Here is a 25433-nt window from a genome sequence, read left to right on the forward strand (position 1 = left end):
CAAAAGTTTTTATAATACTGGATCGCTATCTCTGCTTCTATCGGTGTCCACTGCCGCCAGAGCAATGGGGTGCAGCACCTTTTTGAGAGTTCATCACGGCAGTTTTCATAATATCTTTATCCTTAAAGATAGTGGCGAAGACTGATCAAGCAGTCGACATAAAAACTAGACGAGCAAAAACAAATAGTCAATAGAATATTTTCAAGTGCCACTTGGTCTTTTTTTAAATTCGGTATTCACAGATGGCCATTGCACTAACATGGCGCGATAAATAACGGTGCGCTTTAAAATGAGGCTCTCTTAAAGGCATGGTTTATTTAGCGCGCATAAGTAAGTAGTTGTCGTTAAACGAATGCCTGGATAAACAAAGCATCGTACTGACGTCCACTCACCTGTTGTTTTGGCTCCCGCAATCAGCAAGCGTAGAAAAGCCCACCGAGGTGGGCTTTTCTACAAGGTGCCTGAGTTGCTGACTGAAACCTTACTTGATCGGCCGCCAGGTGAAGGGATAACGGTACACCACCCCGTCATTGGCCTTGACCCCTGCAATCACCACCAGCACTACCGCGCCAATCAGTACCAGGCCCAGCAGCGCAAAGCCGATCAGCACGAACATCAGCACATAGCAAATGGCCGAAGCAATCGCCACGGTGATCTGGAAGTTCAGTGCTTCCTTGCCCTGGTCGTCAATAAACGGGTCGCTCTCGCGCTTTACCTGCCAGAGGATCAGCGGGCCGATCAGGCTGCCAAACGGAAACCACATCCCGAGGAACGCCGAAAAATGACAGAACATCGCCCATTTCCGGGCGTCGCGGCCCGGTTTGGGTGTTGAAAGATCCAGCTCACTCATCACGTTCTCCGGTTGGTCGTTTGAAGGCTTTGACAGTCAATCCGGCAATTTAGTCGGCCAATGCCGCTTGTTGCAGGGCAAAAATTTCGTTCATGCCTTTTTGTGCCAGTGCCAGCATGGCGTTCAGCTCTTCAGGCTGGAACGGTGCGCCTTCGGCGGTGCCCTGAACTTCGATGAAACCGCCGCTGCTGGTCATCACCACGTTGAGGTCGGTTTCGGCTGCCGAATCTTCAGGATAGTCCAGGTCAAGTACCGGTACGCCCTGGTACATGCCCACCGATACCGCCGCGATCATCTGCTTGATCGGGTCGCCGCCTTTGAGGCCGCCACGCTTCTTGATGATCTTCAGGGCGTCGACCAGAGCAACCATGGCGCCGGTGATCGAGGCAGTGCGGGTGCCGCCGTCAGCCTGGATTACGTCGCAGTCGACGTACAAAGTGATATCGCCCAGTTTGGACATATCCAGTGCAGCACGCAGGGAGCGGCCGATCAGGCGCTGGATTTCCAGGGTGCGCCCGCCTTGCTTGCCGCGGCTGGCTTCGCGCTGGTTACGGTCGCCGGTGGCGCGTGGCAGCATGCCGTATTCGGCAGTCAGCCAGCCCTGGCCCTGGCCTTTGAGGAACCGCGGTACGCCATTCTCGACGCTGACGGTGCAGATGACTTTGGTGTCACCGAACTCGACCAGTACAGAACCCTCTGCGTGTTTGGTGTAGTTGCGGGTGATGCGGATCGGGCGGAGCTGATCGGCAACGCGACCACTTGGACGTTTCATGTGGGATACCTGTACGGGACGGAAAACTGCCGAGCATTATAAAGGAAAGGCCATGGCTGCGCAGGGCGCGTCTGTGAACCCTGGCGGGGAACGAAGATTGGATGTATTTACGACCGACGCCATTTGGGGCAGTTGCCCGCACTGCGTTACAATCTGTCGTCTAACCTGCCGCCAGGCTTAACTCATCCAATCGCGAGGTACCGTCCATGGTGCACAGCATGACCGCCTTTGCCCGCGTCGAAAGCGCCGGCACTCAGGGCACCCTGAGTTGGGAGCTGCGTTCGGTCAACAGCCGCTACCTGGAGCCGCACCTGCGTCTGCCTGAATCTTTCCGTGACCTCGAGGGCGCGGTGCGTGAAGCGCTGCGCCAGGGCATCTCCCGGGGCAAGCTGGAATGCACTTTGCGTTTCACTGAAGAAACCACCGGCAAGCCGCTGCAGGTTGACCGCGAGCGTGCCGCCCAGCTGGTGGCCGCCGCCGAGACCATCGCCAGCCTGATCAAGCAGCCTGCCGCGCTTAACCCGCTGGAAGTCCTGGCCTGGCCCGGTGTTCTGGTAGCCGATGCCAGCGACCCGCAAGCCTTGAACACCCAGGCCCTGGCGCTGTTCAAGCAAGGCCTGCAAGAACTGAAAAACGGCCGTGAGCGCGAAGGCGCGGAACTGGCCCGCCTGATCAGCGATCGCTTGACCGCCATCGAAAGCGATGTCGAAACCCTGCGCGAGCTGGTACCGCAAATGCTCGCCACCCAGCGTCAAAAGGTCCTCGATCGCTTTGCCGACATGAAGGCCGAGCTTGACCCCCAGCGCCTTGAACAGGAAATGGTTCTGCTCGCGCAAAAAAGCGACGTGGCCGAAGAGCTGGACCGCCTGAGCACCCATATTCTTGAAGTACGCCGCGTACTCAAGTCGGGGGGTGCTGCCGGGCGACGCCTGGACTTCCTGATGCAAGAACTGAATCGCGAGGCCAATACCCTGGGCTCCAAGGCATTCGATCCACGCAGCACCCAAGCGGCGGTCAACCTCAAGGTGTTGATCGAGCAGATGCGTGAACAAGTACAGAATATTGAGTAAGGCACACCCTGACATGACCCACAGCACTGGCACCCTTTATATCGTTTCTGCTCCTTCGGGCGCAGGCAAGACCAGCCTGGTCAAGGCATTGATCGACGTTGAGCCGCAGATCCGGGTATCGGTCTCGCACACCACCCGTGCCATGCGCCCAGGTGAAGTGAATGGCGTGAACTATCATTTTGTCGAGCGCGAAGAGTTCGTGAAAATGATCGAGCACGGTGACTTCCTGGAACGTGCCGAAGTGTTCGGCAACCTTTACGGCACTTCGCAAAGCCACCTGCAGCAGACCCTGGATGAAGGCCACGACCTGATTCTGGAAATCGACTGGCAAGGTGCAGAGCAAGTGCGCAAGCTGATGCCGCAGGCGCGCTCGATCTTTATCCTGCCGCCAAGCCAGGAAGCCTTGCGTCAGCGTCTGGACAACCGCGGCCAGGACAGCGACGAAATCATTGACGCACGCATGCGCGAAGCCGTGAGTGAAATGAGCCACTATGTGGACTATGACTACCTGATCATCAACGACGATTTTGCCCTGGCACTTGAAGACTTGAAGGCCATTTTCCGTGCCAATCGCCTTCAGCAAAAACGCCAGCAACAGCGTTTTGGCAAATTACTGGCCGAACTGCTCGGTTAATGAACACTTCCCAAAACCCCTGTAAGGGCTTTACATTGGCGCTTACAGAGGTTTAGGAGCAGTGACGGAAAAATCAGCGCTTCCCTAATGGCTGGTGATTTTTTAAACTGTTCAGTCCGCTCGCCCATCCGGGCAGCGCGCATATTGCATTTGCTACGAGGAAGACCATGGCCCGCGTAACCGTTGAAGACTGTCTAGAACACGTGGATAACCGCTTTGAGCTGGTCATGCTCTCTACCAAGCGTGCCCGTCAACTGGCCACCGGCGGTAAAGAGCCTCTGGTGCAGTGGGAAAACGACAAGCCTACCGTTGTTGCCCTGCGCGAAATCGCAGAAGGCCTGATGAGCTACGAGTTTATCGCCAACGCTGAAATCGTCGAAGACGAACCGCTGTTCGCAGCGTTCGAGGACGAGTCCAACGAGGCGAACTAAGCCTATGCCCGGTCGACGTAGCACGGCGAAGGGTAAAAAGTTTTGGCAGGAGGTTTCCTCATGCCGAGCATAGACGCCCTCGCCGATCGCTTGTCGGCGTACCTCGGCCCGGACCAGGTCAATCTGGTCCGCCGGGCGTACTTCTACGCAGAACAAGCCCACGACGGCCAACGCCGACGCAGCGGCGAGCCTTATGTCACGCACCCGCTGGCAGTGGCAAATATCCTTGCCGACATGCATATGGACCATCAGAGCCTGATGGCGGCCATGCTGCATGACGTGATTGAAGACACCGGTATTGCCAAGGAAGCGCTGGTAGCGCAGTTCGGCGAAACCGTGGCCGACCTGGTCGATGGAGTCAGCAAGCTGACTCAGATGAACTTCGAAACCAAGGCCGAAGCCCAGGCTGAAAACTTCCAGAAGATGGCCATGGCCATGGCACGCGATATCCGCGTGATCCTGGTGAAGCTGGCTGACCGTCTGCACAACATGCGCACCCTCGAAGTGCTGTCCGGCGAAAAACGCCGACGGATTGCCAAGGAAACCCTGGAAATCTACGCACCCATCGCCAATCGGCTGGGCATGCACAGCATTCGTATCGAATTCGAAGACCTCGGTTTCAAGGCGATGTACCCGATGCGCTCCGCGCGCATTTATCAGGCGGTCAAACGCGCCCGGGGCAATCGCAAGGAAATCGTCAACAAAATTGAAGAATCGCTCAGCCACTGCCTGGCCATCGATGGCATTCAGGGCGAAGTCAGCGGTCGTCAAAAGCATATCTACGGCATCTACAAGAAGATGCGCGGCAAACGCCGGGCTTTTAACGAGATCATGGATGTTTACGCATTCCGGATCATCGTCGACAAGGTCGACACCTGCTACCGCGTGCTGGGCGCTGTACATAATTTGTACAAGCCCCTGCCGGGCCGGTTCAAGGACTACATCGCCATTCCCAAGGCCAACGGCTACCAGTCGTTGCATACCACGCTGTTTGGCATGCATGGCGTACCGATCGAGATCCAGATCCGTACCCGTGAAATGGAAGAAATGGCCAACAACGGCATCGCCGCCCACTGGCTTTACAAGTCCAGTGGCGACGAGCAGCACACGGGCACCCACGCCCGGGCGCGGCAATGGGTCAAGGGCGTGCTGGAAATGCAGCAACGCGCCGGCAACTCCCTCGAATTTATCGAAAGCGTGAAGATCGACCTGTTCCCGGACGAGGTCTACGTGTTTACGCCCAAAGGACGGATCATGGAGCTGCCCAAAGGCTCCACGGCCGTCGACTTTGCCTACGCGGTGCACACCGACGTGGGCAACAGCTGCATCGCCTGTCGCATCAACCGGCGTCTCGCACCGCTGTCCGAGCCGCTGCAAAGCGGCTCCACGGTCGAGATCGTCAGCGCTCCCGGCGCCCGCCCCAACCCGGCCTGGCTTAACTTTGTGGTCACCGGCAAGGCGCGTACCCATATTCGCCATGCGCTCAAGCTGCAACGCCGTTCCGAGTCGGTCAACCTGGGCGAACGCCTGCTCAACAAGGTGCTTAACGGCTTCAACAGCGCGCTGGACAAGATCCCGGCCGAACGCGTTCAGGCCATGCTCCAGGAGTACCGCCTGGAGCAGATCGAAGACCTGCTCGAAGATATCGGCCTCGGCAATCGCATGGCCTACGTGGTGGCCCGACGCCTGCTGGGCGAAGGCGAAGCATTGCCGAGCCCGGAAGGCCCGCTGGCGATTCGCGGCACCGAAGGCCTGGTGCTCAGCTACGCCAAATGCTGTACGCCGATCCCGGGGGATCCGATCGTTGGCCATTTGTCCGCAGGCAAAGGCATGGTCGTGCACCTGGACAACTGCCGCAATATCAGTGAAATCCGCCACAACCCCGAAAAGTGCATTCAGCTGTCGTGGGCCAAGGACGTTACCGGCGAGTTCAACGTTGAATTGCGCGTCGAACTGGAACACCAGCGCGGCCTGATTGCGCTGCTGGCCAGCAGCGTCAACGCTGCCGACGGCAATATCGAAAAGATCAGCATGGACGAACGCGATGGTCGCATCAGCGTGGTCCAACTGGTGGTCAGCGTACACGACCGTGTACACCTGGCCCGCGTGATCAAAAAACTGCGCGCCCTTACCGGGGTTATCCGCATCACTCGCATGCGTGCGTAGCCATCTAATTACAAGGAGTCACCCATGTCCAAGACTGTTATCACCAGCGACAAGGCACCTGCTGCAATCGGTACTTATTCTCAGGCGATCAAAGCTGGCAATACTGTCTACATGTCCGGTCAAATCCCGCTGGACCCAAAAACCATGGAACTGGTTGAAGGCTTTGAAGCCCAGACCATCCAGGTTTTCGAAAACCTGAAGTCGGTCGCTGAAGCCGCAGGCGGTTCGTTCAAGGACATCGTCAAGCTGAACATCTTCCTGACTGACCTGAGCCACTTCGCCAAGGTCAACGAGATCATGGGCACCTACTTCGAACAACCCTATCCGGCTCGCGCCGCCATTGGCGTTGCTGCACTGCCAAAGGGCTCGCAGGTAGAAATGGACGCTATTCTGGTTATTGAGTAACGCCCTCGGCGCAGCGTCTTCATGCTGCGCCACCCCCCGCTCTTCCCGGCTTCAAAAGGATTCCACCATGCGCAAAGCGCTAGTGTTGTCACTGCTCTCCATTGTTTTGGGTGGTTGTGCCAGCGAACCCGCCCCCCGTGATATCAGTGGCATCTGGATAAATCAGGCAGCAATAGATGAAGCGGCCAAGGGTGGCGGCCTGCTTGACGCCTTGTCGTCGTCAGGGCCAACCCTGGAATGGAGCATCGACGCCAAAAACGCCAAGGCCACCTGGCGAAGCAGCTTTGAGCGGGACGAGGGTACGCTGGTGCCTGATGGCAGCGCGTCGTGGAAGGTCAATTTCTATGGCGGTGAGAATACTGACCTGAAGCTCGAAGGCTCTGAATTAATACAGTCAGCGACTGAATTCTTTCCGCGGCAGGCGTTCGTACGTCCAGCTCAAAGTGATGTCGGTGAAGTTTCCCGGGGCACAAATGCAGATTTGTTCAAATCGGTGCATTTTGAGCAGGCACTCAAGTCAGCCTATCTTGGGGGCGAATGGCGCGTACTGAGTGGTGCAGGTCAGGGTGCCAAGGTGACATTCTCGCCCAAGGGGCAAGTCAGTGGATTGCCTGGCATCAATGGCTATGAGCTGTGCCTGGGAGGTGACTGCGCCACTATGAGCGGCGGTTTGGACAGCCTCTGGCTTCAGCAGGGGGAAATGGGCGCAGCGCATATTTTTGTGCGCAAAGGCCGCACACTTGAAATCTTCGAGGCGGTGGACGTCTCAGCGCCCGACGAAATGCCCCAGTTCTACCCGGGCAAGCGTGAGTGGGCGCTGGAGAAGCTGTAAGCCAACCAAACGCCCGCTCCCACAAGACAACTCTCAGGCCTGCTCCCCCAAAATCGCAGCATAGCCCTCGCGATAATTCGAATAGCGCGGCTCCCAGCCAAGCGCCTTGGCGCGGGCATTGCTGCAGCGCTTGCTGCCTGCGCGGCGCACGCTCGCTTCGGCGGCCCATTCGGTAATGCCCAAACGCTCGCGCAACCAGCCCACCACTTCTGCCAGTGGCGCCGGTGCGTTATCCACACCTATATAGCAGTCATCCAGCGCCTTGCCCTGACGATCAGCCTCCAGCAGAAAGGCCAGCAGCCCCGCAGCATCATCGGCATGGATACGGTTGCCATACAGCGGTGGCTCAACCGCCACGCGATAGCCTTTGCGCACTTGCCCCAGCAGCCATTCACGACCCGGCCCGTAGATCCCGGTCAGGCGTACCGCGCTGGCAGCGATGCCACTCTCCAGCGCCACCCGCTCGGCATCCAGGATGATCCGGCCAGAGTAGTTGGTGCTCAGGGCGGGCGATGTTTCGTCGATCCATTCCCCGTCTTTCTGGGCGTAAACGCCACTGCTGGATACAAACAGCAGACGCTTGGGTCGCTGACCATGCTGCTCCAGCCAACTCAGGGTGTTTTTCAGGCCGTCTACATATGCCGCCTGATAGCCCGCTTCGTCATGTTCGGTCGCCGCCGCGCTGTACACCACGTAGTCAATTTGCCCGGTTGGCCATTGCGTCGGGCATTGCTCGCTGAACAAATCGCCCTCCACACCGATAACGCCCGTGGGTAAACGGTCAATGGAGCGGCGCAGGCCGTAGACCTGCCAATCCTGGTCGAGCAGTTGAGTCGCCAGACGGCTGCCGACATCACCGCATCCGACGATCAATACAGAGGCTTTGGGCATCGCAAAAATCCTAATGAAAAGTTACAAAAAGACGTAATTTGGCACGACCAAAGTCGTGACTTCCGAAAAAAACAGATGCTATTGCTTTTGTTAACAAGAATTACTTGCAATAATAACCCATCATTTTGCCCTTGGTCTTACAACGCGTTGTAGGGCATTACCTCATTACTTTTCTCAGGTCCGGCTAGCATGACACGCAATCATCCCACCGCTTCGCCAACCCAGCCTTCGAGCCCTGCACGCGTCTGGCGTGGGGTTGCGGCGCTGATGTTCAGCTTGATGTTGGCACCTGTTGCGGCATTTGCCGACGAGCCTGCTGCCCCGGCCGTGCACGCGGCCACTGAAGCAGCTGCCCCGGCACCTGTTGCTGCACCGGGTACGACTGATCCTACACTGGTTGAAGGCGCTGCTGCGCCAGCCGATAACGCGCCGCAAATAGTCGCCGAAGAAGACAACAGCCTGGGCATGGCCCATGACCTGTCGCCTTGGGGCATGTACAAAAACGCAGACATCATCGTCAAAATCGTAATGATCGGCCTGGCTATTGCTTCGATCATCACCTGGACGATCTGGATTGCCAAAGGCTTTGAAGTCCTGGGTGCCAAGCGTCGTCTGCGCAGTGAAATTGCCCAACTGAAAAAAGCTCGCACCTTGAAAGAAGCCAGCGAGACGGCTGGCAAAGAAGGCACCCTGGCCCACTTGCTGGTGCAGGACGCCCTTGAAGAAATGCGCCTGTCGGCCAACAGCCGTGAAAAAGAAGGCATCAAGGAGCGTGTAAGCTTCCGTCTTGAGCGTCTGGTTGCAGCGTGCGGTCGCAACATGAGCAGCGGCACTGGCGTACTCGCCACCATCGGTTCCACAGCACCGTTCGTCGGTCTGTTCGGTACCGTATGGGGCATCATGAACAGCTTTATCGGCATCGCCAAAACCCAGACCACCAACCTGGCAGTTGTTGCGCCGGGTATTGCCGAAGCCCTGCTGGCCACGGCACTGGGTCTGGTCGCAGCGATCCCTGCGGTAGTGATTTACAACGTCTTCGCCCGCTCCATCACCGGCTACAAGGCCCAGGTGGCGGATGCGTCTGCGGAAGTGTTGCTGTTGGTTAGCCGTGACCTCGATCACCTGCCGCCCGAGCGCAGCTCGCAACCGCACATGGTGAAAGTGGGGTAATCGGCCATGGGCCTGCATTTAAAAGAAGGCGATGACGATCTCGCCGAAAACCATGAAATCAACGTCACCCCCTTTATTGACGTGATGCTGGTACTGCTGATCATCTTTATGGTGGCAGCACCGCTGGCCACTGTGGATATCAAGGTTGACTTGCCTGCTTCCAGCGCCAAACCGGCGCCTCGCCCTGAGAAACCGGTGTTCCTCAGCGTCAAGGCTGATCAGCGCCTGTACCTGGGCGAAGAGCCGGTCACGGTTGAAGCCCTGGGCCCGACCCTGGATGCCAGGACCCACAACAACAAAGACACGACGATCTTCTTCCAGGCCGACAAGGGCGTGGACTACGGTGACCTGATGAGCGTGATGGATGCTTTGCGCGCAGCGGGTTATTTGAAGGTGGGTCTGGTCGGACTTGAGACGGCAGCCAAGAAATGACCATAGCGCGCCAAAAGATGACGCGTTACGCAATCAGCCTGGCCGCGGTGTTGGCCATCCATGCAGTGGCCGTGATTCTGGCCCTGCAATGGTCCAACCCGCGCGCTATCGAACTTCCGCCGCAAGCGATGATGGTTGACCTGGCGCCGTTGCCAGCACCGCCACCGCCAGCACCGCCCAAAGTGGTGACACCGCCACAACCCCCGGCGCCGGTGGAAGAGTTGCCGATACCCAAGCTGGCCGAAGCGCCCAAGCCGAAGATTTCTGTACCCAAACCGGTCAAGCCCAAGCAAAAGCCTCAACCGCCCAAGCCTGTGGAAAAACCGGACCCGGTCAAAGAGAAACCTTCAGAAGAGAAACCGAGCGACGCAACGCCGACCAAAAATACCAGCGAGAAATCCGCTGCACCGGCACCGGGGCCGTCGGCGCAACAACTGGCGGCCAAGGCCAGTTGGGAAGGCACTTTGCTCAGTCACCTGGGCAAGTACAAAAAGTACCCGCCTGCTGCGCAATCCCGTGGCAAGGAAGGCTTGAACCGTCTGCGCTTCGTGGTAGACGCCGAAGGCAAGGTACTGTCCTACGAACTGGTAGGGCGCTCTGGCAACGCCGATCTGGACCGGGCCACCCTGGAAATGATTCGCCGGGCACAACCCTTGCCCAAGCCGCCGCCTGAAATGCTGACCAATGGCAGCATCGAGATCGTGGCACCCTTCGTTTATTCCATCGATAAACGTCGGCGCTAACACCACAAAGGGCACCTCAGGGTGCCCTTTGTGCATCTGCGGTCTGGATAAAAAACCAGTCATACCTTGATTGGCTACTGTAGCTCTGAGGGTAATGTCTGATAACGTGCGTCTATCGATTGCAGCCGCTATGCTTGGCCCGCAACCACAGGGACGCACGCTATGACGCTTACAGAATTACGCTACATCGTTACCCTCGCCCAAGAGCAGCACTTCGGCCACGCCGCCGAGCGCTGCCATGTCAGCCAGCCGACCCTGTCGGTGGGTGTGAAAAAACTGGAAGACGAACTCGGTGTGCTGATTTTCGAGCGCAGCAAAAGTGCCGTGCGTGTAACCCCCGTGGGCGAAGCCATCGTGGCCCAGGCGCAAAAGGTGCTGGAGCAGGCCCAGGGCATTCGCGAACTGGCTCAGGCCGGCAAGAACCAGCTGACCGCTCCGCTTAAAGTAGGCGCGATCTATACCGTGGGTCCGTATCTGTTCCCGCATCTGATCCCGCAACTGCACCGGGTTGCCCCGCAGATGCCGTTGTATATCGAAGAAAACTTCACCCATGTGCTGCGCGACAAACTGCGCAACGGCGAGCTGGATGCAATCATCATCGCCCTGCCGTTCCAGGAAGCCGACGTGCTGACCATGCCGCTGTATGACGAGCCGTTTTACGTGCTCATGCCCAGCGAGCACCCGTGGACCAAAAAAGACACCATCGACGCCAGCCTGCTCAACGACAAGAGCCTGCTGTTGCTGGGCGAAGGTCACTGCTTCCGCGATCAGGTGCTGGAAGCCTGCCCGACTGTGGCCAAAGGCAATGATGGCGCCATGCACACCACGGTCGAATCCAGCTCGCTGGAAACCATCCGCCACATGGTCGCTTCCGGCCTGGGTATCTCGATCCTGCCGTTGTCGGCTGTCGACAGTCATCACTATGCCCCGGGCATCCTGGCTGTGCGTCCGCTGACCCCGCCGGTACCGTTCCGCACCGTTGCCATCGCCTGGCGCGCCAGCTTCCCGCGGCCAAAGGCGATTGAAATCCTCGCAGACTCGATCCGCCTGTGCTCGGTGGCCAAGCCGCCTGCCGCGACCTAAGTGCCACTGCAATGACCGAGTTGTCGAAAGTGTCGGTCACCGCGCTCAAGGGCGTCGGTGAGGCCATGGCCGAAAAATTGGCCAAGGTCGGACTGGAAAACGTCCAGGACGTGCTGTTCCATTTGCCGTTGCGCTATCAGGACCGCACCCGCGTTGTCCCGATTGGCGCTTTGCGCCCCGGTCAGGATGCCGTTGTCGAGGGCCGGGTCATTGGCGCCGACGTGGTCATGGGCAAGCGCCGCAGCTTGCTGGTGCGCATCAACGATGGCACCGGCGGCCTGAGTCTGCGCTTCTACCACTTCAGCAATGCGCAGAAGGAAAGCCTCAAACGTGGCACCGAAGTGCGCTGCTATGGCGAAGCCCGCCCCGGCGCTTCGGGACTGGAGATCTACCATCCCGAATACCGCGCCATTACCGGCGACGAACCGCCACCTGTCGACACCACGCTGACGCCCATCTACCCCACCACCGAAGGCCTGACCCAACAGCGCCTGCGTCAGCTCAGCCAGCAAAGCCTGGCCATGCTCGGCCCGCGCAGCCTGCCCGACTGGTTGCCGCCGGAGCTGGCCAAGGACTATCAACTGGCCCCGCTGGATGAAGCCATTCGCTATCTGCATCAGCCGCCTGCCAATGCTGATGTTGAAGAACTCGCCCTGGGCCATCACTGGGCCCAGCACCGCCTGGCCTTTGAGGAGCTGCTGACTCACCAGCTGTCGCAACAGCGACTGCGCGAGAGCCTGCGTTCACAACAAGCCCCGGCGTTGCCCAAGGCGAAAAAACTGCCAGTGCAGTTCCTCGCCAATCTGGGTTTCCCGCCGACGGGCGCGCAGACCCGGGTTGGCAACGAGATTGCCTACGACCTCAGTCAGCCCGAACCCATGTTGCGCCTGATTCAGGGCGACGTGGGCTCCGGCAAGACCGTGGTTGCGGCGATGGCAGCGTTACAAGCACTTGAGGCGGGTTATCAGGTTGCCCTGATGGCCCCCACGGAAATCCTCGCCGAGCAGCACTTCATCAACTTCAAGCGCTGGCTCGAGCCTTTGGGCCTTGAAGTGGCGTGGCTGGCCGGCAAGCTCAAGGGCAAGGCCCGGGTCAGTGCGCTGGAGCAAATCGCCAGCGGCGTACCGATGGTGGTCGGTACCCATGCTCTGTTCCAGGACAACGTGCAGTTCAAAAACCTGGCGCTGGTGATCATCGACGAACAGCACCGCTTTGGCGTGCAGCAACGTCTGGCCCTGCGCAACAAGGGCGTGGGCGGGGTGATGTGCCCGCACCAGCTGATCATGACTGCCACGCCGATCCCGCGCACCCTGGCCATGAGCGCCTATGCCGACCTCGACACCTCGATCCTCGACGAGCTGCCGCCGGGCCGTACTCCGGTTAATACGGTACTGGTGGTCGATACGCGGCGTCTCGAAGTGATCGAGCGGGTGCGCGCCGCCTGCGCTGAAGGGCGCCAGGCGTATTGGGTGTGCACCCTGATCGAAGAGTCTGAAGAAATGACCTGCCAGGCTGCCGAAACCACCTTTGAAGACCTCTCCAGCGCCTTGGGTGAGCTGCGCGTCGGGTTGATTCACGGGCGAATGAAGCCCGCTGAAAAAGCTGAAGTCATGGCGCGCTTCAAGGCTGGCGAGCTGCAATTGCTCGTGGCCACCACGGTGATTGAGGTGGGCGTCGACGTGCCCAACTCAAGCTTGATGATCATCGAAAACCCCGAGCGCCTCGGCCTGTCCCAGCTGCACCAGTTGCGCGGTCGCGTGGGCCGGGGCAGCGCCGTCAGCCATTGCGTGCTGCTGTATCACCCGCCGCTGTCACAAATCGGCCGTCAGCGCCTGGGCATCATGCGCGAGACCAACGATGGCTTTGTGATCGCCGAAAAAGACCTCGAACTGCGCGGCCCCGGCGAAATGCTCGGCACCCGCCAGACCGGTCTTCTGCAATTCAAGGTCGCCGACCTGATGCGCGATGCCGACCTGCTGCCCGCCGTGCGCGAGGCCGCCCAGGCGTTGATCGAACGCTGGCCGAGCCATGTCAGCCCCCTGCTTGATCGCTGGCTGCGCCACGGTCAGCAATATGGTCAGGTGTAAAAGACCATTCAGTAAATGGCCCGGCGGCCGATCAAGAGCTAATCAAAATCAAGTTGTACAGAACGGATGCAGACCATGACTGAAGTTGCCAGTGCCCTTGTTGCTGCGAGCACGCCGTCCGTTATCGGGCGCTTGCTCGGTGACCTGGCTGTTGCCTATCGCAAAGTCCCGGATCACCCGGGGCTCGACCCTGCGCGCAAGGTGCACGCCGTACTGCTCGACGATTCGATCGGTCCCCTGCTGGTGCTGTTCACCCAGAATCATTTACTTGATCTGAACCGTCTGGCCGACTTGACCGGGCGGCGCATGACCGCCGTTGCGCCGGAGCGCCTGCAGGTCTTGCTGGACAAGCATGGCCTGAGCCAGCTGCCGGGCTTGCCGGCGCTGGTCAACTCGCCCTGCCTGTACGAAGAACACTTGCTGCAACAACCCTCGCTGCTAATCAGCACGGGTGAACCGGGCCTGTGGCTGGAGATTGCCCAGCAAGACTTCAAGCCCCTGCTCAAAAACGCCAGCGCCGGCCGTTTTGGCGAGCCCTTGGGCGCCATCACACCTGATCTCGGCGGGGACGATGGCGAGGCCATCACCCGGGCAGTGCAGGCCTTCACGGCGCGGCGCATCCAGCAGCGGCTGGAGGCCACCATCGAACTGCCACCGCTGTCCGAGAGCGTGCGCAGAATCATGCGGCTGCGCTCCGCCCCTGACGTAACCATCGATGAAATCACCAGCGTGGTGGAAACTGACCCGGCGCTGGCGGCGCAGGTCATGAGCTGGGCCTCGTCATCGTTTTACGCCTCGCAGAGCAAGATTCGCTCGGTCGAAGACGCCATTGTGCGCGTGCTGGGGGTTGATCTGGTGATCAACCTGGCACTCAGCCTGTCGCTGGGCAAAACCCTGAGCCTGCCCAAGGACCATCCGCAATCGAGCACTCCTTACTGGCAGCAGTCGATCTACACCGCGGCGGTGATTGAAGGGCTGACCCGGGCCATGCCTCGGGAGCAGCGCCCCGAAGTCGGCATGACTTACCTGGGCGGGTTGCTGCACAATTTTGGTTACCTGCTGCTGGCCCATGTATTTCCGCCGCATTTTTCGCTGATCTGCCGGCATCTTGAGGTAAACCCCCACGTCAGCCACAGCCTGATCGAGCAGCACCTGTTGGGTATCAGCCGTGAACAGATGGGCGCCTGGCTGATGCGCTTTTGGGGGATGCCGGATGAGTTGGCGATTGCCGTACGCTATCAACACGACCCGGCTTATGTGGGGGTGGATGCGCAGTATCCGAACCTGGTGTGTGTGGCGCTGGGCTTGCTGCGCAGCCGCGGAGTCGGTCACGGTGCGTGTGCGCCGTTGCCGGATGCGTTGTTCGAGCGTCTTGGCGTGCCACGAGAAAAGGCTGAGGCGGTGGTGGGCAAAGTATTGGAGGCTGAAGTGTTGCTGCGCGAGATGGCAGCGCAGTTCGGTCAGGCTTGAATAGCTAAAAGCACAAGCCCCATCCCTCTCCCTCTCGGAGAGGGCTAGGGTGAGGGGCTCTTGATCTTAAGCCTTGGCCTTTTTACGCGGCTTGAGGTACTTGGTCAGGCCCTGGAACCAGATCACCAGCGCCGGGTTGCCCTTGATCTGAATCGACTTGTCCTGAATCCCTGTCATGAACGCCAGTTGCTTGTTCTTCGCCTGCAGCGTAGCGAAGCCGTAGGCGGCATCTTTAAAGGCGATGGCAAACGCCGGCTCGGGGTACAGGCCGCCGTGGCTGGTGATGCGCTGGTCTTTGACCTTGAAATGACGGGCCACTTTGCCGTCGAGGGTTTGCAGCTGGAACACCAGATCCTTGTCCACCAATTGTTGCTGGAAAGCAGGATTGTTGCGGCTGGCTTTGCCCATCAAAAAGCCCAGCATCCAGAGCAGAAAACGAAATTTCATGTACGCGGCCTCGGGGAAATAAAAAATGGCCGGCGCAGTGTAACGATTTGAGCGAAGAACGCCATATTTCTGCAGAGTTAGGCGTAGATGGGCTAGGTTTTGCCACTTATGGCCGCACAATCGGCCCGTGTTTTCTCAAGAACGGGCCGCTGGCAAGGCCAGCTTGCCCATTCTTCATGTAGCCCGTGCCTTAAGGATTCACGCTGTCCTTGAGGAATTTGCCCGGTTTGAACGCCACCGTGTTGCTGGCCTTGATGGTGACCGGCTGGCCGGTTTGCGGGTTTTGCCCCGTACGGGCACCGCGGTGGCGCTGGATAAAGGTGCCAAAGCCGACCAGCGTGACGCTGTCCTTGCGATGCAGGGCCTGGGTGATTTCTTCCAGCACCGCATTGAGAACGCGGTTGGCTTGTTCTTTGGTTAGGTCAGCCTTTTCAGCGATAGCTGCGGCGAGATCGGGTTTACGCATGATGAAGCCTCATTGACGGTTTTTTGTTGTTATGTCCGTGCTGCTCTCTACGGAACAGCGCCCAAGGCGCCGCAGGCTCTAAACTGCGGCAGACCCGTGTGAGAATGGCACGCGACCAAGGTCGGCGCCAGCCTCTGCACAGGCTTTGTTGAGTCAAGGCAATGGCATATGCGACAGAATGAGCCGCTTTTACGCCAAAAGTGCAGGCAGCTCTTTGTTTAGCGCGAGTTTTTCTCGAACAGCCTCACCCGTCAGCGCATAACCGAGCAACTTGCCGTCTGCGTCGCGGCACAGCGCCTTGATATCGGCGCCCTGGCCTTCCACGGTCCACACACCCTCGTAGCCACGCGGCACAGGTGACACCACCAGCGGGCAAACCGGGGTTTTCACCGTAATGGGCATGGCTCCGTAACTGACCGCGGTCGGGTTGCCTGCCAGGGTTTGCGCCAGCGCCCGGGCGCAACTCATCAACGGCATCACATACAGCAGGTTAAGGCCGTCGACCTCGGCACAATCGCCCAGCGCGTAGATATGGGAGTGAGAGGTTTTAAGCTGACGATCCACCTCAACCCCGCGATTGACCTTGATCCCCGCAGCGGCGGCCATATCAATGCGAGGGCGCAAACCGATGGCGGACACCACCACATCGCACGGAACGACACTGCCATCCGACAAATGCGCCTCGAGGCCGCTGTCGGTACGTTGCAGGCGGGTCAACACCGGGCCCAGATGAAAGCGTGCGCCCAGGCTTTCGAGGCCAGCCTGCACCGCCGCTGCAGCAGCGGGGTGTAAAAGGGTAGGCATCACTTGCTCGCAGGGCGCGACCAGATCGACCTCATAACCGCCTGCGATCAGATCGTTGGCAAATTCGCAGCCGATCAGCCCCGCGCCCAGGATCAGGACGCGGCGTTTACCTGCGGCAGCTGCGCGAAAACGCGCGTAGTCTTCCAGGTCATTGATCGGGAAGATCGCATCCTGGGCGTCGCCCTCCACCGGGACCTGCACCGTTTGCGCACCCCAGGCCAGCACCAGGTCACGATAGGGCACCGCCTCTTCACCGATCCACAATTGCTTGTGGCCCGGGTCGATACCGCTGATGCGGGTATGGATACGCACCTGGGCCTTGAGCTGCTCGGCCATCGCCTCGGGCGTGGCCATGCTCAGGCCGTCAGCCTCTTTGTTTTTGCCAAAGCCGGTAGACAGCATTGGCTTGGAGTAAGAGCGCCCGTCATCGGAGGTGATCAACAGCAGCGGGGTTTCGCTGTCCAGCTTGCGAAACTCACGGGCCAGGTTATAGCCGGCCAGCCCGGTGCCAACGATCACGACAGGTGCGTTCATGCCAATCTCCAGAAGTTGAATCAGGTTTTAAAAGGGTTGATCAGTTGATTTCAATCATCTCGAAATCCATTTTACCGACGCCACAATCCGGGCACAGCCAGTCTTCAGGTACGTCCTGCCACAGGGTACCGGGGGCGATGCCATCATCCGGCCAGCCGTCGGCTTCGTTATAAATCAGTCCACATACAATGCATTGCCACTTCTTCATCTGGGTATTTCCTAAAGGTTCAGGCTTGGACAAGGCCACGGACTTATCAACAGGCGCCGTGTTACTCGTCAAATTCAGGGCGTTTTGTACTGATGACCACCCGCAGATGCAAGCACCAATACGGGCAAAAGTCCCTTGGACGCTCATTCGAGGATCCGCGTGATAAGCTCGCCGACCTCAATGGCTGCCAATTATGACCCACCGTGCCGCACATAACTTCTCCGCTTATCCCCCCTGTCTGGCTTGAACAAGGCCAACTTCCTGCGCTGCCTGACACACAGACCCTGGACTGGCTATTTGACGAGGGCTCTCTGACTCGGCGTCTCACTGCAATTTCAGATAATGCCTTCAGCGTGCTTCCACTTTATGAAGGTTGGCAAGTACTGCGCCCGGATGAATGCGCTGCGTTGGACCTGCCTGAAGGCGTTCAGGGCTGGGTGCGCGAAGTGTATTTGCGCGGGCACGGTGAGCCTTGGGTGTTTGCACGCAGTGTCGCGGGTAAAAGCTCACTGCAAGAGGGTGGCCTGAACATGGACGAACTGGGCAACCGCTCGCTGGGGGAGTTGCTGTTCAGCGACCAGGCCTTTGAGCGCGGAGCCCTGCAGGTGTGCCACTACCCGCGTAACTGGTTGCCGCAGGCTGATCAGGTCGATCACCTGTGGGCACGCCGCTCGCGCTTTGTGCGTGGCAAACTGAGCGTGCTGGTGGCCGAAGTGTTTTTACCCAAACTGTGGGCCGCCCTCGGTGCCCGGTCGGAGAACAATTGATGTACACGCGCCTGCTCAAATCACTCAACCGTTTCAACCCCCGTGCCTGGGACTTTATCCAGCTGACCCGCATGGACAAGCCCATCGGCATCTACCTGCTGCTGTGGCCGACCTTGTGGGCATTGTGGGTGGCCGCCAAAGGCGTACCCTCGCTGGGTAACCTGCTGATTTTTGTCTTAGGCGTGGTATTGACCCGTGCTGCCGGCTGCGTGATCAACGACTTTGCCGACCGCAAGGTGGATGGTCATGTCAAACGAACAGAACAACGGCCTATGGCCAGTGGCAAAATCAGCAGCAAAGAAGCCCTGGTGTTCTTTGCGCTGTTGATGGGGGTCAGCTTCCTGCTGGTGCTGTGCACCAATGCTCCGACCATCTGGCTTTCATTTGGCGCGCTGGCACTGGCGGCCACTTACCCGTTCATGAAGCGCTACACCTACTACCCGCAAGTGGTGCTGGGCGCAGCGTTCTCGTGGGGCATACCGATGGCCTTTACGGCCGAGACCGGCAGCCTGCCGGCTGCGGCCTGGCTGCTGTACATCGCCAACCTGCTGTGGACAGTGGCCTACGACACCTACTACGCCATGACCGACCGCGAAGATGATCTCAAGATCGGGGTTAAATCCACCGCCATCCTGTTTGGCGATGCCGACCGCGTGATCATCCTCAGCCTGCAGGGTCTGGCCCTGGGTTGCCTGCTGCTGGCAGGGTCGCACTTTGAGCTGGGCGGCTGGTTCCACCTTGGCCTGCTGGCGGCGGCGGGCTGTTTTGTGTGGGAATTCTGGTACACCCGCGACCGTGATCCGCAGCGCTGCTTCAAGGCCTTCCTGCACAACCACTGGGCAGGGTTGGCGATTTTTGTGGGGATCGTGCTCAATTATGCGGTGGCTTGAGCCCCTGCCCCGCGAGTTTTTTCAACGCTGACCCAACCCCTGTGGGAGCGGGCTTGCTCGCGATGCGGACAGCGCGGTGGCGCTGCAAGACCGCGACGATCCAGTCGCGAGCAAGCCCGCTCCCACATCGGCCTTACCCCGCTGGCACCAGCCGCAAGGTGCTGCGGGTATTGAGCTGGATTTCGTTTTCGTCCATATGCGGTTTGTCGTAATCACCCTCGATGTAGGACTCGGCCTGGTCGCGGTAGTGCTTGTCGAACGGCACGCCACTTTGCCCGACCGGGTTGATGGTCAGCCCGTGGGACGGCTCGGCAAAGTCGATCAGGCGCCGGGTAGACGGGCCGTAGCTCACTGGCCACGGGGCATTGCCCAGTTTGGCGCTGAGGTTGTTGGGCACTTCGTGGCCGCCGGGGGCGGCGAAGGGGCCGACGTTGAGCAGCCAGTCCAGGGGCTTTTGCCGCCCCAGCGGGTGTTCATGGGTCAGGGTGTGGGCCACGCCCCAGCGCCATTGCCCGGGGTCGTCACCCAGGGTGGCCTTCAAATGGGCGATGCTGGCCTGCCACGCCACCTTGACCGTATCGGCGCGGGTTTCTGTGCGCGCGGTGCTGCGGTTGTCCCACCACAGTGAATCCGGGCTGGCCGCAAGGCGCGGCAAGGCAGCATCGATCACACGCGTAGTCAGCATGGCATCAAAAAAACTGTCGCCCAGTTTGTCGCGCATGGTGGCCTCTGTGAGGCTGTACAAAAACTGGTTGAACAAGGTCGCCGCAGTTGAGTCCAGCGGATAATCGCCCTTCCACTGTGCCAGTTGCTCCACCAGTTTGCGTTCGCCCGGGTCCGTGACCACTTCGCGCAGCACCGGCAACAGGGGCTTGAGCACACGCTGCGCGTAGCCCGTGGCAGTCCCCAACTGCAAGGCCTGGCTGTTTTTCAGGTTCCACTTCACGCTGGCATCGCTGAGCTGGCGATCAAGCTGCTGGCCGCGATCGGCCAGGTTGTAATAACCGGGAATCTCGATGCCGGCAGGCGACAGCGGCTGAAAGTTGGCCGACACGATATAGCCCCGCGCCGGGTTTTCTTCCTGGGGGTTGGCGCTGAACGGGTAAAAACCGTCTTTGTCGGCCTGTGCTGTGCCGCCGTCGAGGATAAACGCCGGATTGACTCCGGCCGGGCGCTTGGGCAGTTGCGCCGCTGCCCACCAGCCGATATCACCTTTGGCGTTTGCCCACACCAGATTCAGACCGGGCGCCTGAATATAGGTCGCAGCGGTACGCGCCTTGCTCAGGCTGTCAGCACGGTTGAGCTGGTAGAAGCCTTCGAGGATCGGGTTCTTGCTCTCCAGGAAGCCCCACCACATGGCAATCGGCGTGTTGCCCGCGGTAGCGCCCAACACGTCATTGATAATCGGCCCGTGGGGCGACTGGCGCAGAGTGAGGGTCACCGGCGCCTCGCCCTTGACGGCAATCTGCTGTTCGCTGCGGGTCATGTCGACCCATTGGCCGTGATACCAGACCTGATTGGGGTTATCGGGGTTGGTCTTCTCGGCGATCAGGTCCAGATCGTCGTTCTGGAACATGGTCAGGCTCCAGCCAAAATCGGGGTTGTTGCCCAGAAAAGCGAACGGCACCAGCGCCTGATGGTAGCCATACAGGTCGAAATCCGGTGCCGACAGCTGCGCTTCGTACCACACAGACGGTGCCGCAAAACGGATATGCGGGTCACCCGCCAGCAGTGGCTTGCCACTTTGTGTGCGTTTGCCTGACACCACCCAGGCGTTGCTGCCTTCAAACTGCGGCAAGCCCGCCTGGCTCAGGGCCTGATCGCTCAGTTGGGCCAGCGCCCCCAGGGTTTCCCAGTCGCTGGCCGCCAGTGCAGGAGACAATACGCCCTCGGGCTGCCAGTCGAGGTCGAAGATTTTCAGGTAATCGCTGCCCAGTTGGTCACGTATATAGGTCAGCAGCGGTTCGGTACGAAAGCCGGCGGCAAAGCTGTAAGCCATGTAGCCGGCGACACTGATGGTATCTTCGCCGGTAAAGGGCCGGGGGGCGATGCCCAGCAGGTCGAACTCCACGGGTTTGGGGTTGTTGGCCTGGTATTGATTGATCCCGTCCAGGTACGCCTGCAAGGCCAGAAATGACGGGGACTGGTGATCCAGCTCAGTCAAGTAACTCGCAGCCCGCTCACGGATGCGCAGGCTGCGAAAAAGCTTGTCGGTATCGACCAGCTTGGGGCCCAGCACCTCGGCCAGTTCGCCCCGGGCGAGGCGGCGCATGATCTCCATCTGAAACAGCCGGTCTTGTGCCTGAACGTAGCCCAGGGCCCGGTACATATCCGCCTGGTTGCCTGCACGAATATGCGGCACACCGCGCTCGTCATAACGCACCGTGACCGGCCCCTGCAACGCTGCAAGCGCCACTTGCCCCTGGCGTACGGGCAGTTTGCTCTGCACGTACCAGGCCCCGCCGCCTGCAAGGACGACAATGGCAACGGCGATAACGGTCAGGCTGCGATTCATGAAGCAACTCCTTGTTCTGGTCGTACGCGCCGGGGCGATATCAGTGGGCGGCGCTTTTATCTTGCCAGGAGCAGTAACAGCCCACCGCCATGGTATGGGTGGCCTTGACCGGGCGACCTTCGCTCAGGGCTTGCAGGATGGGTTCTATGAAACTGTTGCTGGCGTTGCAGGTGGCCCCTTCGCTGTAGGGGCCAAAGTAGGCCAGTTGGCCACTGCGGTCCCAGATGGCCACGGCCGGGCTGGCACTCAGATGCTCGGCGCCGGGCAGGCTGGCCAGCGCCTTGATCGCGCCCAGGGTGGCGGGTAATTGACCGTGAGTGCCGGGCTTTTGCAGTGAGTAGAATTCGACGCCTTGGGGCGCGTAATGAGCCAGCAGCTCGCTGAGGTGCTGCTGGTTGCCAACGTTGCAGGGGCACGCCGGGTCCCAGAAGTGCACCACGCGAATGGCACCCGGACCCGACAGTTCGGCGGGCAGGCTCAGTACATCTCCGGAGAACAAAGCGGCCTGATCACTGAAGGCACGGATATAGCGGCCCTGGAACCAGTCGTAGGCCGTCCACAACCCCACCGCGCAGATCAGCGTCAGCAGGCAGGCCAACAGGGTTTTGAACGGGGGCACCGGCATTGGAAAGCTCCTTGAAGGCCGCGTAGCTTGCCATGCTTGACCTGACAGATGAATATTGAAGGTCTATAAAGCCTGTTTTGCGCGCCTGCGCCCTGTCTGGAAGCCTCTATGCCTGCCCTGTTTTCTCCCGATTCCTTGCGCGCCAGCCTGCAGCCGCTGGCGGCGGGCCAGCCATTATCGAGTGAAGCCCTGGCGTATCAGCGTTATTACGGTCTGGATTTTCCCCATCGTCAGGCGCCAGTCAAACGTCAGTTGGGGCGCTTCACTGCGGGGGGTTACGAGATCGTCAGTCAGGTGTGGTGGCCAGCCTCGTCACCCGTGGCGACCTTGTTTGTGATTCACGGGTTTTACGATCATATGGGGCTTTACCGGCATGTGATCGAATGGGGGCTGGACCGCGGTTTTGTAGTGATCGCCTGTGATCTGCCGGGGCACGGGCTGTCCAGTGGCGAGCGGGCCAGTATCGACGATTTCGCGCGGTACCAGGCGGTGCTGCAAGGCCTGTTTATCGAAGCGCAATCATTGCAGTTGCCGCAGCCCTGGCATCTGTGCGGGCAAAGCACGGGGGGAGCGATTGTGCTCGATCACCTGTTGCGCTGCGGTGCGCAAAGCCCGGCACAGGGCCAGGCAATACTGCTTTCGCCCCTGGTGCGACCCAAGGGCTGGAGCTGGTCGAAACTCAGCTACTACCTGCTGCGCCCGTTCGTCAAAGGCATTGCCCGGCGTTTTAGCGAAAACTCCAACGACCCGGCTTTTTTGCCGTTTCTGCAAGCCGACCCTCTGCAACCGGTGCGCTTGCCGACGGCCTGGGTGGGTGCCCTGGCGCGCTGGATCCCGCGAATTGAAGGCGCGGCACCAAGTGCGCGTCAGCCGCTGGTGATTCAGGGTCAGGACGATAAAACGGTGGATTGGCAGCATAACCTTGAGGTGCTCAAGGCCAAGTTCAATCAGCCGCAGACACTGCTGTTGCCTGAAGCCCGGCACCATCTGGCGAATGAAACGCCCGAGATACGTGAGCGATATTTCGCTTTTCTGGACAAGTATTTCTGAGACCCTGAAGGGCGCTGTCCTATGGGTTCAGGTTGGCAGTGCTTTGCCCCACTGCCAGCCCGGCGCGAACCGCTGCCAGGGCTGCTTGATAATAGGTCTTGCCTTCAGGCGATTGCGCAAAGGTAACGAACTCTTCCAGCTCCGGGTCAGACAGATCGCGATACACGTAGAGCAAGGTGTTATCCAGCTCGCCGCCGATCTGATCCATCAACCGCTGGCGCTGCCCGTTCAACATGCTCTGCGCTTGCCCGCCACCCAGTAGCCCCGGGATCATCGAACTCAAGCTGTCCGCGGCAACACCGGCAATCGCCAGGCTGACTTCGGCCCCGGCTTCACGGGCAGGCAGTGCGCGAGACAAATGATTGATCAGCAACTGGCGGGTAGCGTCGGCGTCCATGCGCGGCAGGCCCTGCGCATGCATGGCCAATTGATCGCGGCGCGTGGCCAACAGCTCGGCGGCGACAATTTTGCCGCCCAATGGCGAGCGGAAAAACACCAGCGCCGGCTTCGGATCAGGCAAGTTGCTACGCATCTGTTCCTTGGCCCGCTTATCCATCGCCGCAGGTGCAAAACGCTGGCTACTGTTGTTGACCAACGCCTGGTAGACCGCTGGCGGCAAATTGTTGCGATAACGCTCCTGAGCAGCGCCCAGCGCATCATTGAAGTGCTCACGTTGTTGCGGCCAGCCGGCGACCGTAAACAGATCATCAAGGTTGTCTGCCCATGCGGGTAACGTACAAAACATCATTAACAGTAAAAACAAGCGGCGCATGAGGGGCTCCTGTCTGCAGGGCGCTATTGTCCGGGTGTGGCGTAGGACTTGTCGAGAATTCGTCTCGCTCATATGGGCATTAAAGCGTGCAGGTGATTTATTTCGACATTGCCAGCCAGACGGAGCTGTCAGATTTTGAGGCGGCTCGATACTATGCGCGCCATGCAAATACCCTCTGATCACCCGCTGTTGCTACGCATCGTCGACGACCTGTATACGCAGGGATGGTCACAGCAAAATATTTTCCTGCCCGAGGCTCTGACCCTCGAACTGGCGGCTGAGTGCCATAAACGTTCAGCTGAAGGCGAACTGACCCCGGCAGCGGTCGGCCGCGGTGTGACTCAGGAGGTACGCGAGGGAATACGCGGTGACCATATCCAATGGCTGGAGCCGGGAGAGGCGCTGGCTTGCGACAGTTACCTGGGGTTAATGGAAAGCCTGCGAATCGCCATGAATCGCAGGCTTTTTTTGGGCCTGGAGGACTTTGAAAGCCACTTTGCGCTCTACCCGCCCGGTGCGTTTTACCTCAAGCATCTGGACCGCTTTCGGGATGATGACCGGCGCATGGTTTCGGCCGTGGTCTATCTCAACCAGGGCTGGCTGCCCGAGCATGGTGGGCATTTGCGCATGTACCTGGACGGCGATATCGACTATGACGTGTTGCCGACCGGCGGGTGTCTGGTGGTCTTTCTCTCGGGCGAAATCCCTCATGAAGTCATGCCTGCGACCCGTGACCGTCTGTCGTTGACCGGTTGGTTTCGCCGCCGTGCCACCGAGGTGTTTGTATGAGCCCCAAAGTACTGGTCAGTCGCTGCCTGCTGGGGCATCGCGTACGCTACGACGGCGGCGCCAGCGGCCCCTATGCACTACTGGCGCAATGGCAGGCCGAAGGCCGGGTGATTGCCTTGTGCCCGGAAGTGGCGGGCGGCTTGCCCACGCCACGCGCTGCAGCAGAGATCCCCGGCGGCCAAGGGGTCGAGGTGCTCGCGGGCAAGGCTGCAGTCATTACCACTGAAGGCGAAGACGTAACCGAGGCGTTTGTGTCCGGCGCGCGTCAGGCACTGGCGCTGGTTGAGCGCCACGGCATCCGCATTGCCATTCTCAAGGCCAACAGCCCGTCCTGCGGCAATCGACTGACCTATGACGGCAGCTTTAGGGGTGTCAAAGTCGAGGGGCAGGGCGTGACTGCAGCCTTGCTGACCCGTGCAGGGGTGCAGGTATTCAGTGAGCTGGAGCTCGAAGAAGCGGCCAAAGCACTGGGTGTTTTGACGCAGAAATGAGTTCAGGTAATATCCGTCATCACATTGCCCAGGGATACA

27 protein-coding genes are annotated in these 25433 nt (G+C 59.7%); 17 read left to right on the forward strand and 10 right to left on the reverse strand.

What is annotated here, in order from left to right; translation table 11 throughout:
* Window positions 1–481: 481 nt before the first annotated feature.
* Window positions 482–850, reverse strand: coding sequence for a DUF4870 domain-containing protein (locus QN377_RS02425; RefSeq protein WP_094999718.1), 369 nt, complete (start codon window positions 848–850; stop codon window positions 482–484).
* Between the two features lie 49 nt (window positions 851–899).
* Window positions 900–1622, reverse strand: coding sequence for a ribonuclease PH (rph, locus tag QN377_RS02430; RefSeq protein ID WP_016782701.1), 723 nt, complete (start codon window positions 1620–1622; stop codon window positions 900–902).
* Between the two features lie 206 nt (window positions 1623–1828).
* On the opposite strand from rph, the gene QN377_RS02435 reads away from it, so the two are divergent.
* The 6 genes from QN377_RS02435 (at window position 1829) to QN377_RS02460 (ending at window position 7160) form a co-directional block, all read left to right on the forward strand.
* Complete coding sequence (locus tag QN377_RS02435; protein WP_095017870.1) at window positions 1829–2692, forward strand: YicC/YloC family endoribonuclease; 864 nt, start codon at window positions 1829–1831, stop codon at window positions 2690–2692.
* A 13-nt stretch (window positions 2693–2705) separates the two neighbouring features.
* Window positions 2706–3326, forward strand: a complete 621-nt coding sequence (gene gmk / locus QN377_RS02440) for a guanylate kinase (RefSeq protein ID WP_016782706.1) — start codon at window positions 2706–2708, stop codon at window positions 3324–3326.
* 167 nt (window positions 3327–3493) lie between these two features.
* Window positions 3494–3757 carry a DNA-directed RNA polymerase subunit omega gene (gene rpoZ, locus QN377_RS02445; protein ID WP_016782707.1) on the forward strand — a complete coding sequence of 88 codons (264 nt, stop codon included), beginning with the start codon at window positions 3494–3496 and terminating at the stop codon, window positions 3755–3757.
* Window positions 3758–3817: 60 nt separating this feature from the next.
* A complete protein-coding gene (gene spoT, locus QN377_RS02450) occupies window positions 3818–5923 on the forward strand; it encodes a bifunctional GTP diphosphokinase/guanosine-3',5'-bis pyrophosphate 3'-pyrophosphohydrolase (protein ID WP_016782708.1) in 2106 nt (701 codons plus the stop codon).
* A gap of 24 nt (window positions 5924–5947) precedes the next feature.
* Entirely contained in the window at window positions 5948–6328 is a 381-nt protein-coding gene (locus QN377_RS02455) for a RidA family protein (protein WP_016782709.1), read from the forward strand.
* A 67-nt stretch (window positions 6329–6395) separates the two neighbouring features.
* Complete coding sequence (locus QN377_RS02460) at window positions 6396–7160, forward strand: hypothetical protein (protein WP_095017871.1); 765 nt, start codon at window positions 6396–6398, stop codon at window positions 7158–7160.
* 33 nt (window positions 7161–7193) lie between these two features.
* On the opposite strand, the gene QN377_RS02465 is transcribed toward QN377_RS02460, so the two are convergent.
* The gene (locus QN377_RS02465) at window positions 7194–8051 is read right to left on the reverse strand and encodes an NAD-dependent epimerase/dehydratase family protein (protein ID WP_095017872.1); all 858 of its coding nucleotides are present in this window, start codon (window positions 8049–8051) and stop codon (window positions 7194–7196) included.
* 189 nt (window positions 8052–8240) lie between these two features.
* On the opposite strand from QN377_RS02465, the gene exbB reads away from it, so the two are divergent.
* From exbB to QN377_RS02495, 6 genes are all read left to right on the forward strand, one after another.
* Window positions 8241–9221, forward strand: coding sequence for a tonB-system energizer ExbB (exbB, locus tag QN377_RS02470; protein WP_094999713.1), 981 nt, complete (start codon window positions 8241–8243; stop codon window positions 9219–9221).
* 6 nt (window positions 9222–9227) lie between these two features.
* Window positions 9228–9653 (forward strand): TonB system transport protein ExbD, encoded by a 426-nt coding sequence (gene exbD / locus QN377_RS02475; protein WP_016782713.1) that lies wholly within the window; start codon window positions 9228–9230, stop codon window positions 9651–9653.
* Window positions 9650–10396 carry a TonB family protein gene (locus tag QN377_RS02480; protein WP_094999712.1) on the forward strand — a complete coding sequence of 249 codons (747 nt, stop codon included), beginning with the start codon at window positions 9650–9652 and terminating at the stop codon, window positions 10394–10396. Before exbD ends, QN377_RS02480 begins: the two co-directional genes overlap by 4 nt.
* Window positions 10397–10558: 162 nt before the next feature.
* Window positions 10559–11479, forward strand: coding sequence for a hydrogen peroxide-inducible genes activator (locus QN377_RS02485; RefSeq protein ID WP_094999711.1), 921 nt, complete (start codon window positions 10559–10561; stop codon window positions 11477–11479).
* An 11-nt stretch (window positions 11480–11490) separates the two neighbouring features.
* A complete protein-coding gene (gene recG, locus QN377_RS02490) occupies window positions 11491–13566 on the forward strand; it encodes an ATP-dependent DNA helicase RecG (RefSeq protein WP_094999710.1) in 2076 nt (691 codons plus the stop codon).
* A gap of 75 nt (window positions 13567–13641) precedes the next feature.
* A complete protein-coding gene (locus tag QN377_RS02495; RefSeq protein ID WP_176464259.1) occupies window positions 13642–15036 on the forward strand; it encodes an aminoacyl-tRNA deacylase and HDOD domain-containing protein in 1395 nt (464 codons plus the stop codon).
* Window positions 15037–15102: 66 nt separating this feature from the next.
* Here the strand turns inward: QN377_RS02495 and QN377_RS02500 are convergent, their stop codons facing one another.
* From QN377_RS02500 to QN377_RS02515, 4 genes are all read right to left on the reverse strand, one after another.
* Complete coding sequence (locus QN377_RS02500; RefSeq protein WP_094999708.1) at window positions 15103–15483, reverse strand: helicase; 381 nt, start codon at window positions 15481–15483, stop codon at window positions 15103–15105.
* Window positions 15484–15673: 190 nt separating this feature from the next.
* Complete coding sequence (locus tag QN377_RS02505) at window positions 15674–15949, reverse strand: HU family DNA-binding protein (RefSeq protein ID WP_016782719.1); 276 nt, start codon at window positions 15947–15949, stop codon at window positions 15674–15676.
* A 189-nt stretch (window positions 15950–16138) separates the two neighbouring features.
* Window positions 16139–17287: an NAD(P)/FAD-dependent oxidoreductase gene (locus tag QN377_RS02510; protein ID WP_094999707.1), complete on the reverse strand. Its 1149-nt coding sequence runs from the start codon at window positions 17285–17287 to the stop codon at window positions 16139–16141.
* Window positions 17288–17327: 40 nt separating this feature from the next.
* Entirely contained in the window at window positions 17328–17495 is a 168-nt protein-coding gene (locus QN377_RS02515; protein WP_003437744.1) for a rubredoxin, read from the reverse strand.
* 203 nt (window positions 17496–17698) lie between these two features.
* On the opposite strand from QN377_RS02515, the gene QN377_RS02520 reads away from it, so the two are divergent.
* Window positions 17699–18262, forward strand: coding sequence for a chorismate--pyruvate lyase family protein (locus QN377_RS02520; RefSeq protein ID WP_094999706.1), 564 nt, complete (start codon window positions 17699–17701; stop codon window positions 18260–18262).
* The gene (gene ubiA / locus QN377_RS02525) at window positions 18262–19152 is read left to right on the forward strand and encodes a 4-hydroxybenzoate octaprenyltransferase (protein ID WP_095017874.1); all 891 of its coding nucleotides are present in this window, start codon (window positions 18262–18264) and stop codon (window positions 19150–19152) included. The genes QN377_RS02520 and ubiA overlap by 1 nt, the downstream gene beginning before the upstream one ends.
* A gap of 133 nt (window positions 19153–19285) precedes the next feature.
* Here the strand turns inward: ubiA and QN377_RS02530 are convergent, their stop codons facing one another.
* The gene (locus QN377_RS02530) at window positions 19286–21667 is read right to left on the reverse strand and encodes a penicillin acylase family protein (RefSeq protein WP_322213850.1); all 2382 of its coding nucleotides are present in this window, start codon (window positions 21665–21667) and stop codon (window positions 19286–19288) included.
* A gap of 40 nt (window positions 21668–21707) precedes the next feature.
* On the reverse strand, window positions 21708–22292 hold the full coding sequence (locus QN377_RS02535) for a DUF6436 domain-containing protein (protein WP_095017876.1): 585 nt from the start codon (window positions 22290–22292) through the stop codon (window positions 21708–21710).
* A gap of 108 nt (window positions 22293–22400) precedes the next feature.
* Between QN377_RS02535 and QN377_RS02540 the strand changes: the two genes are divergently transcribed.
* Complete coding sequence (locus QN377_RS02540; RefSeq protein WP_095038481.1) at window positions 22401–23342, forward strand: alpha/beta hydrolase; 942 nt, start codon at window positions 22401–22403, stop codon at window positions 23340–23342.
* Between the two features lie 19 nt (window positions 23343–23361).
* On the opposite strand, the gene QN377_RS02545 is transcribed toward QN377_RS02540, so the two are convergent.
* A complete protein-coding gene (locus tag QN377_RS02545; protein ID WP_094999700.1) occupies window positions 23362–24114 on the reverse strand; it encodes a hypothetical protein in 753 nt (250 codons plus the stop codon).
* Window positions 24115–24267: 153 nt separating this feature from the next.
* Here QN377_RS02545 and QN377_RS02550 point away from each other — a divergent pair, with 153 nt between their 5' ends.
* Together QN377_RS02550 and QN377_RS02555 are read left to right on the forward strand one after the other, a co-directional pair.
* Window positions 24268–24903 carry a 2OG-Fe(II) oxygenase gene (locus tag QN377_RS02550; protein WP_094999699.1) on the forward strand — a complete coding sequence of 212 codons (636 nt, stop codon included), beginning with the start codon at window positions 24268–24270 and terminating at the stop codon, window positions 24901–24903.
* Complete coding sequence (locus QN377_RS02555; protein ID WP_094999698.1) at window positions 24900–25394, forward strand: DUF523 domain-containing protein; 495 nt, start codon at window positions 24900–24902, stop codon at window positions 25392–25394. Before QN377_RS02550 ends, QN377_RS02555 begins: the two co-directional genes overlap by 4 nt.
* Window positions 25395–25433: the final 39 nt, after the last annotated feature.

It is taken from the genome of Pseudomonas sp. CCC4.1 (assembly GCF_035019225.1).
Classification (GTDB): domain Bacteria; phylum Pseudomonadota; class Gammaproteobacteria; order Pseudomonadales; family Pseudomonadaceae; genus Aquipseudomonas; species Aquipseudomonas bubulae.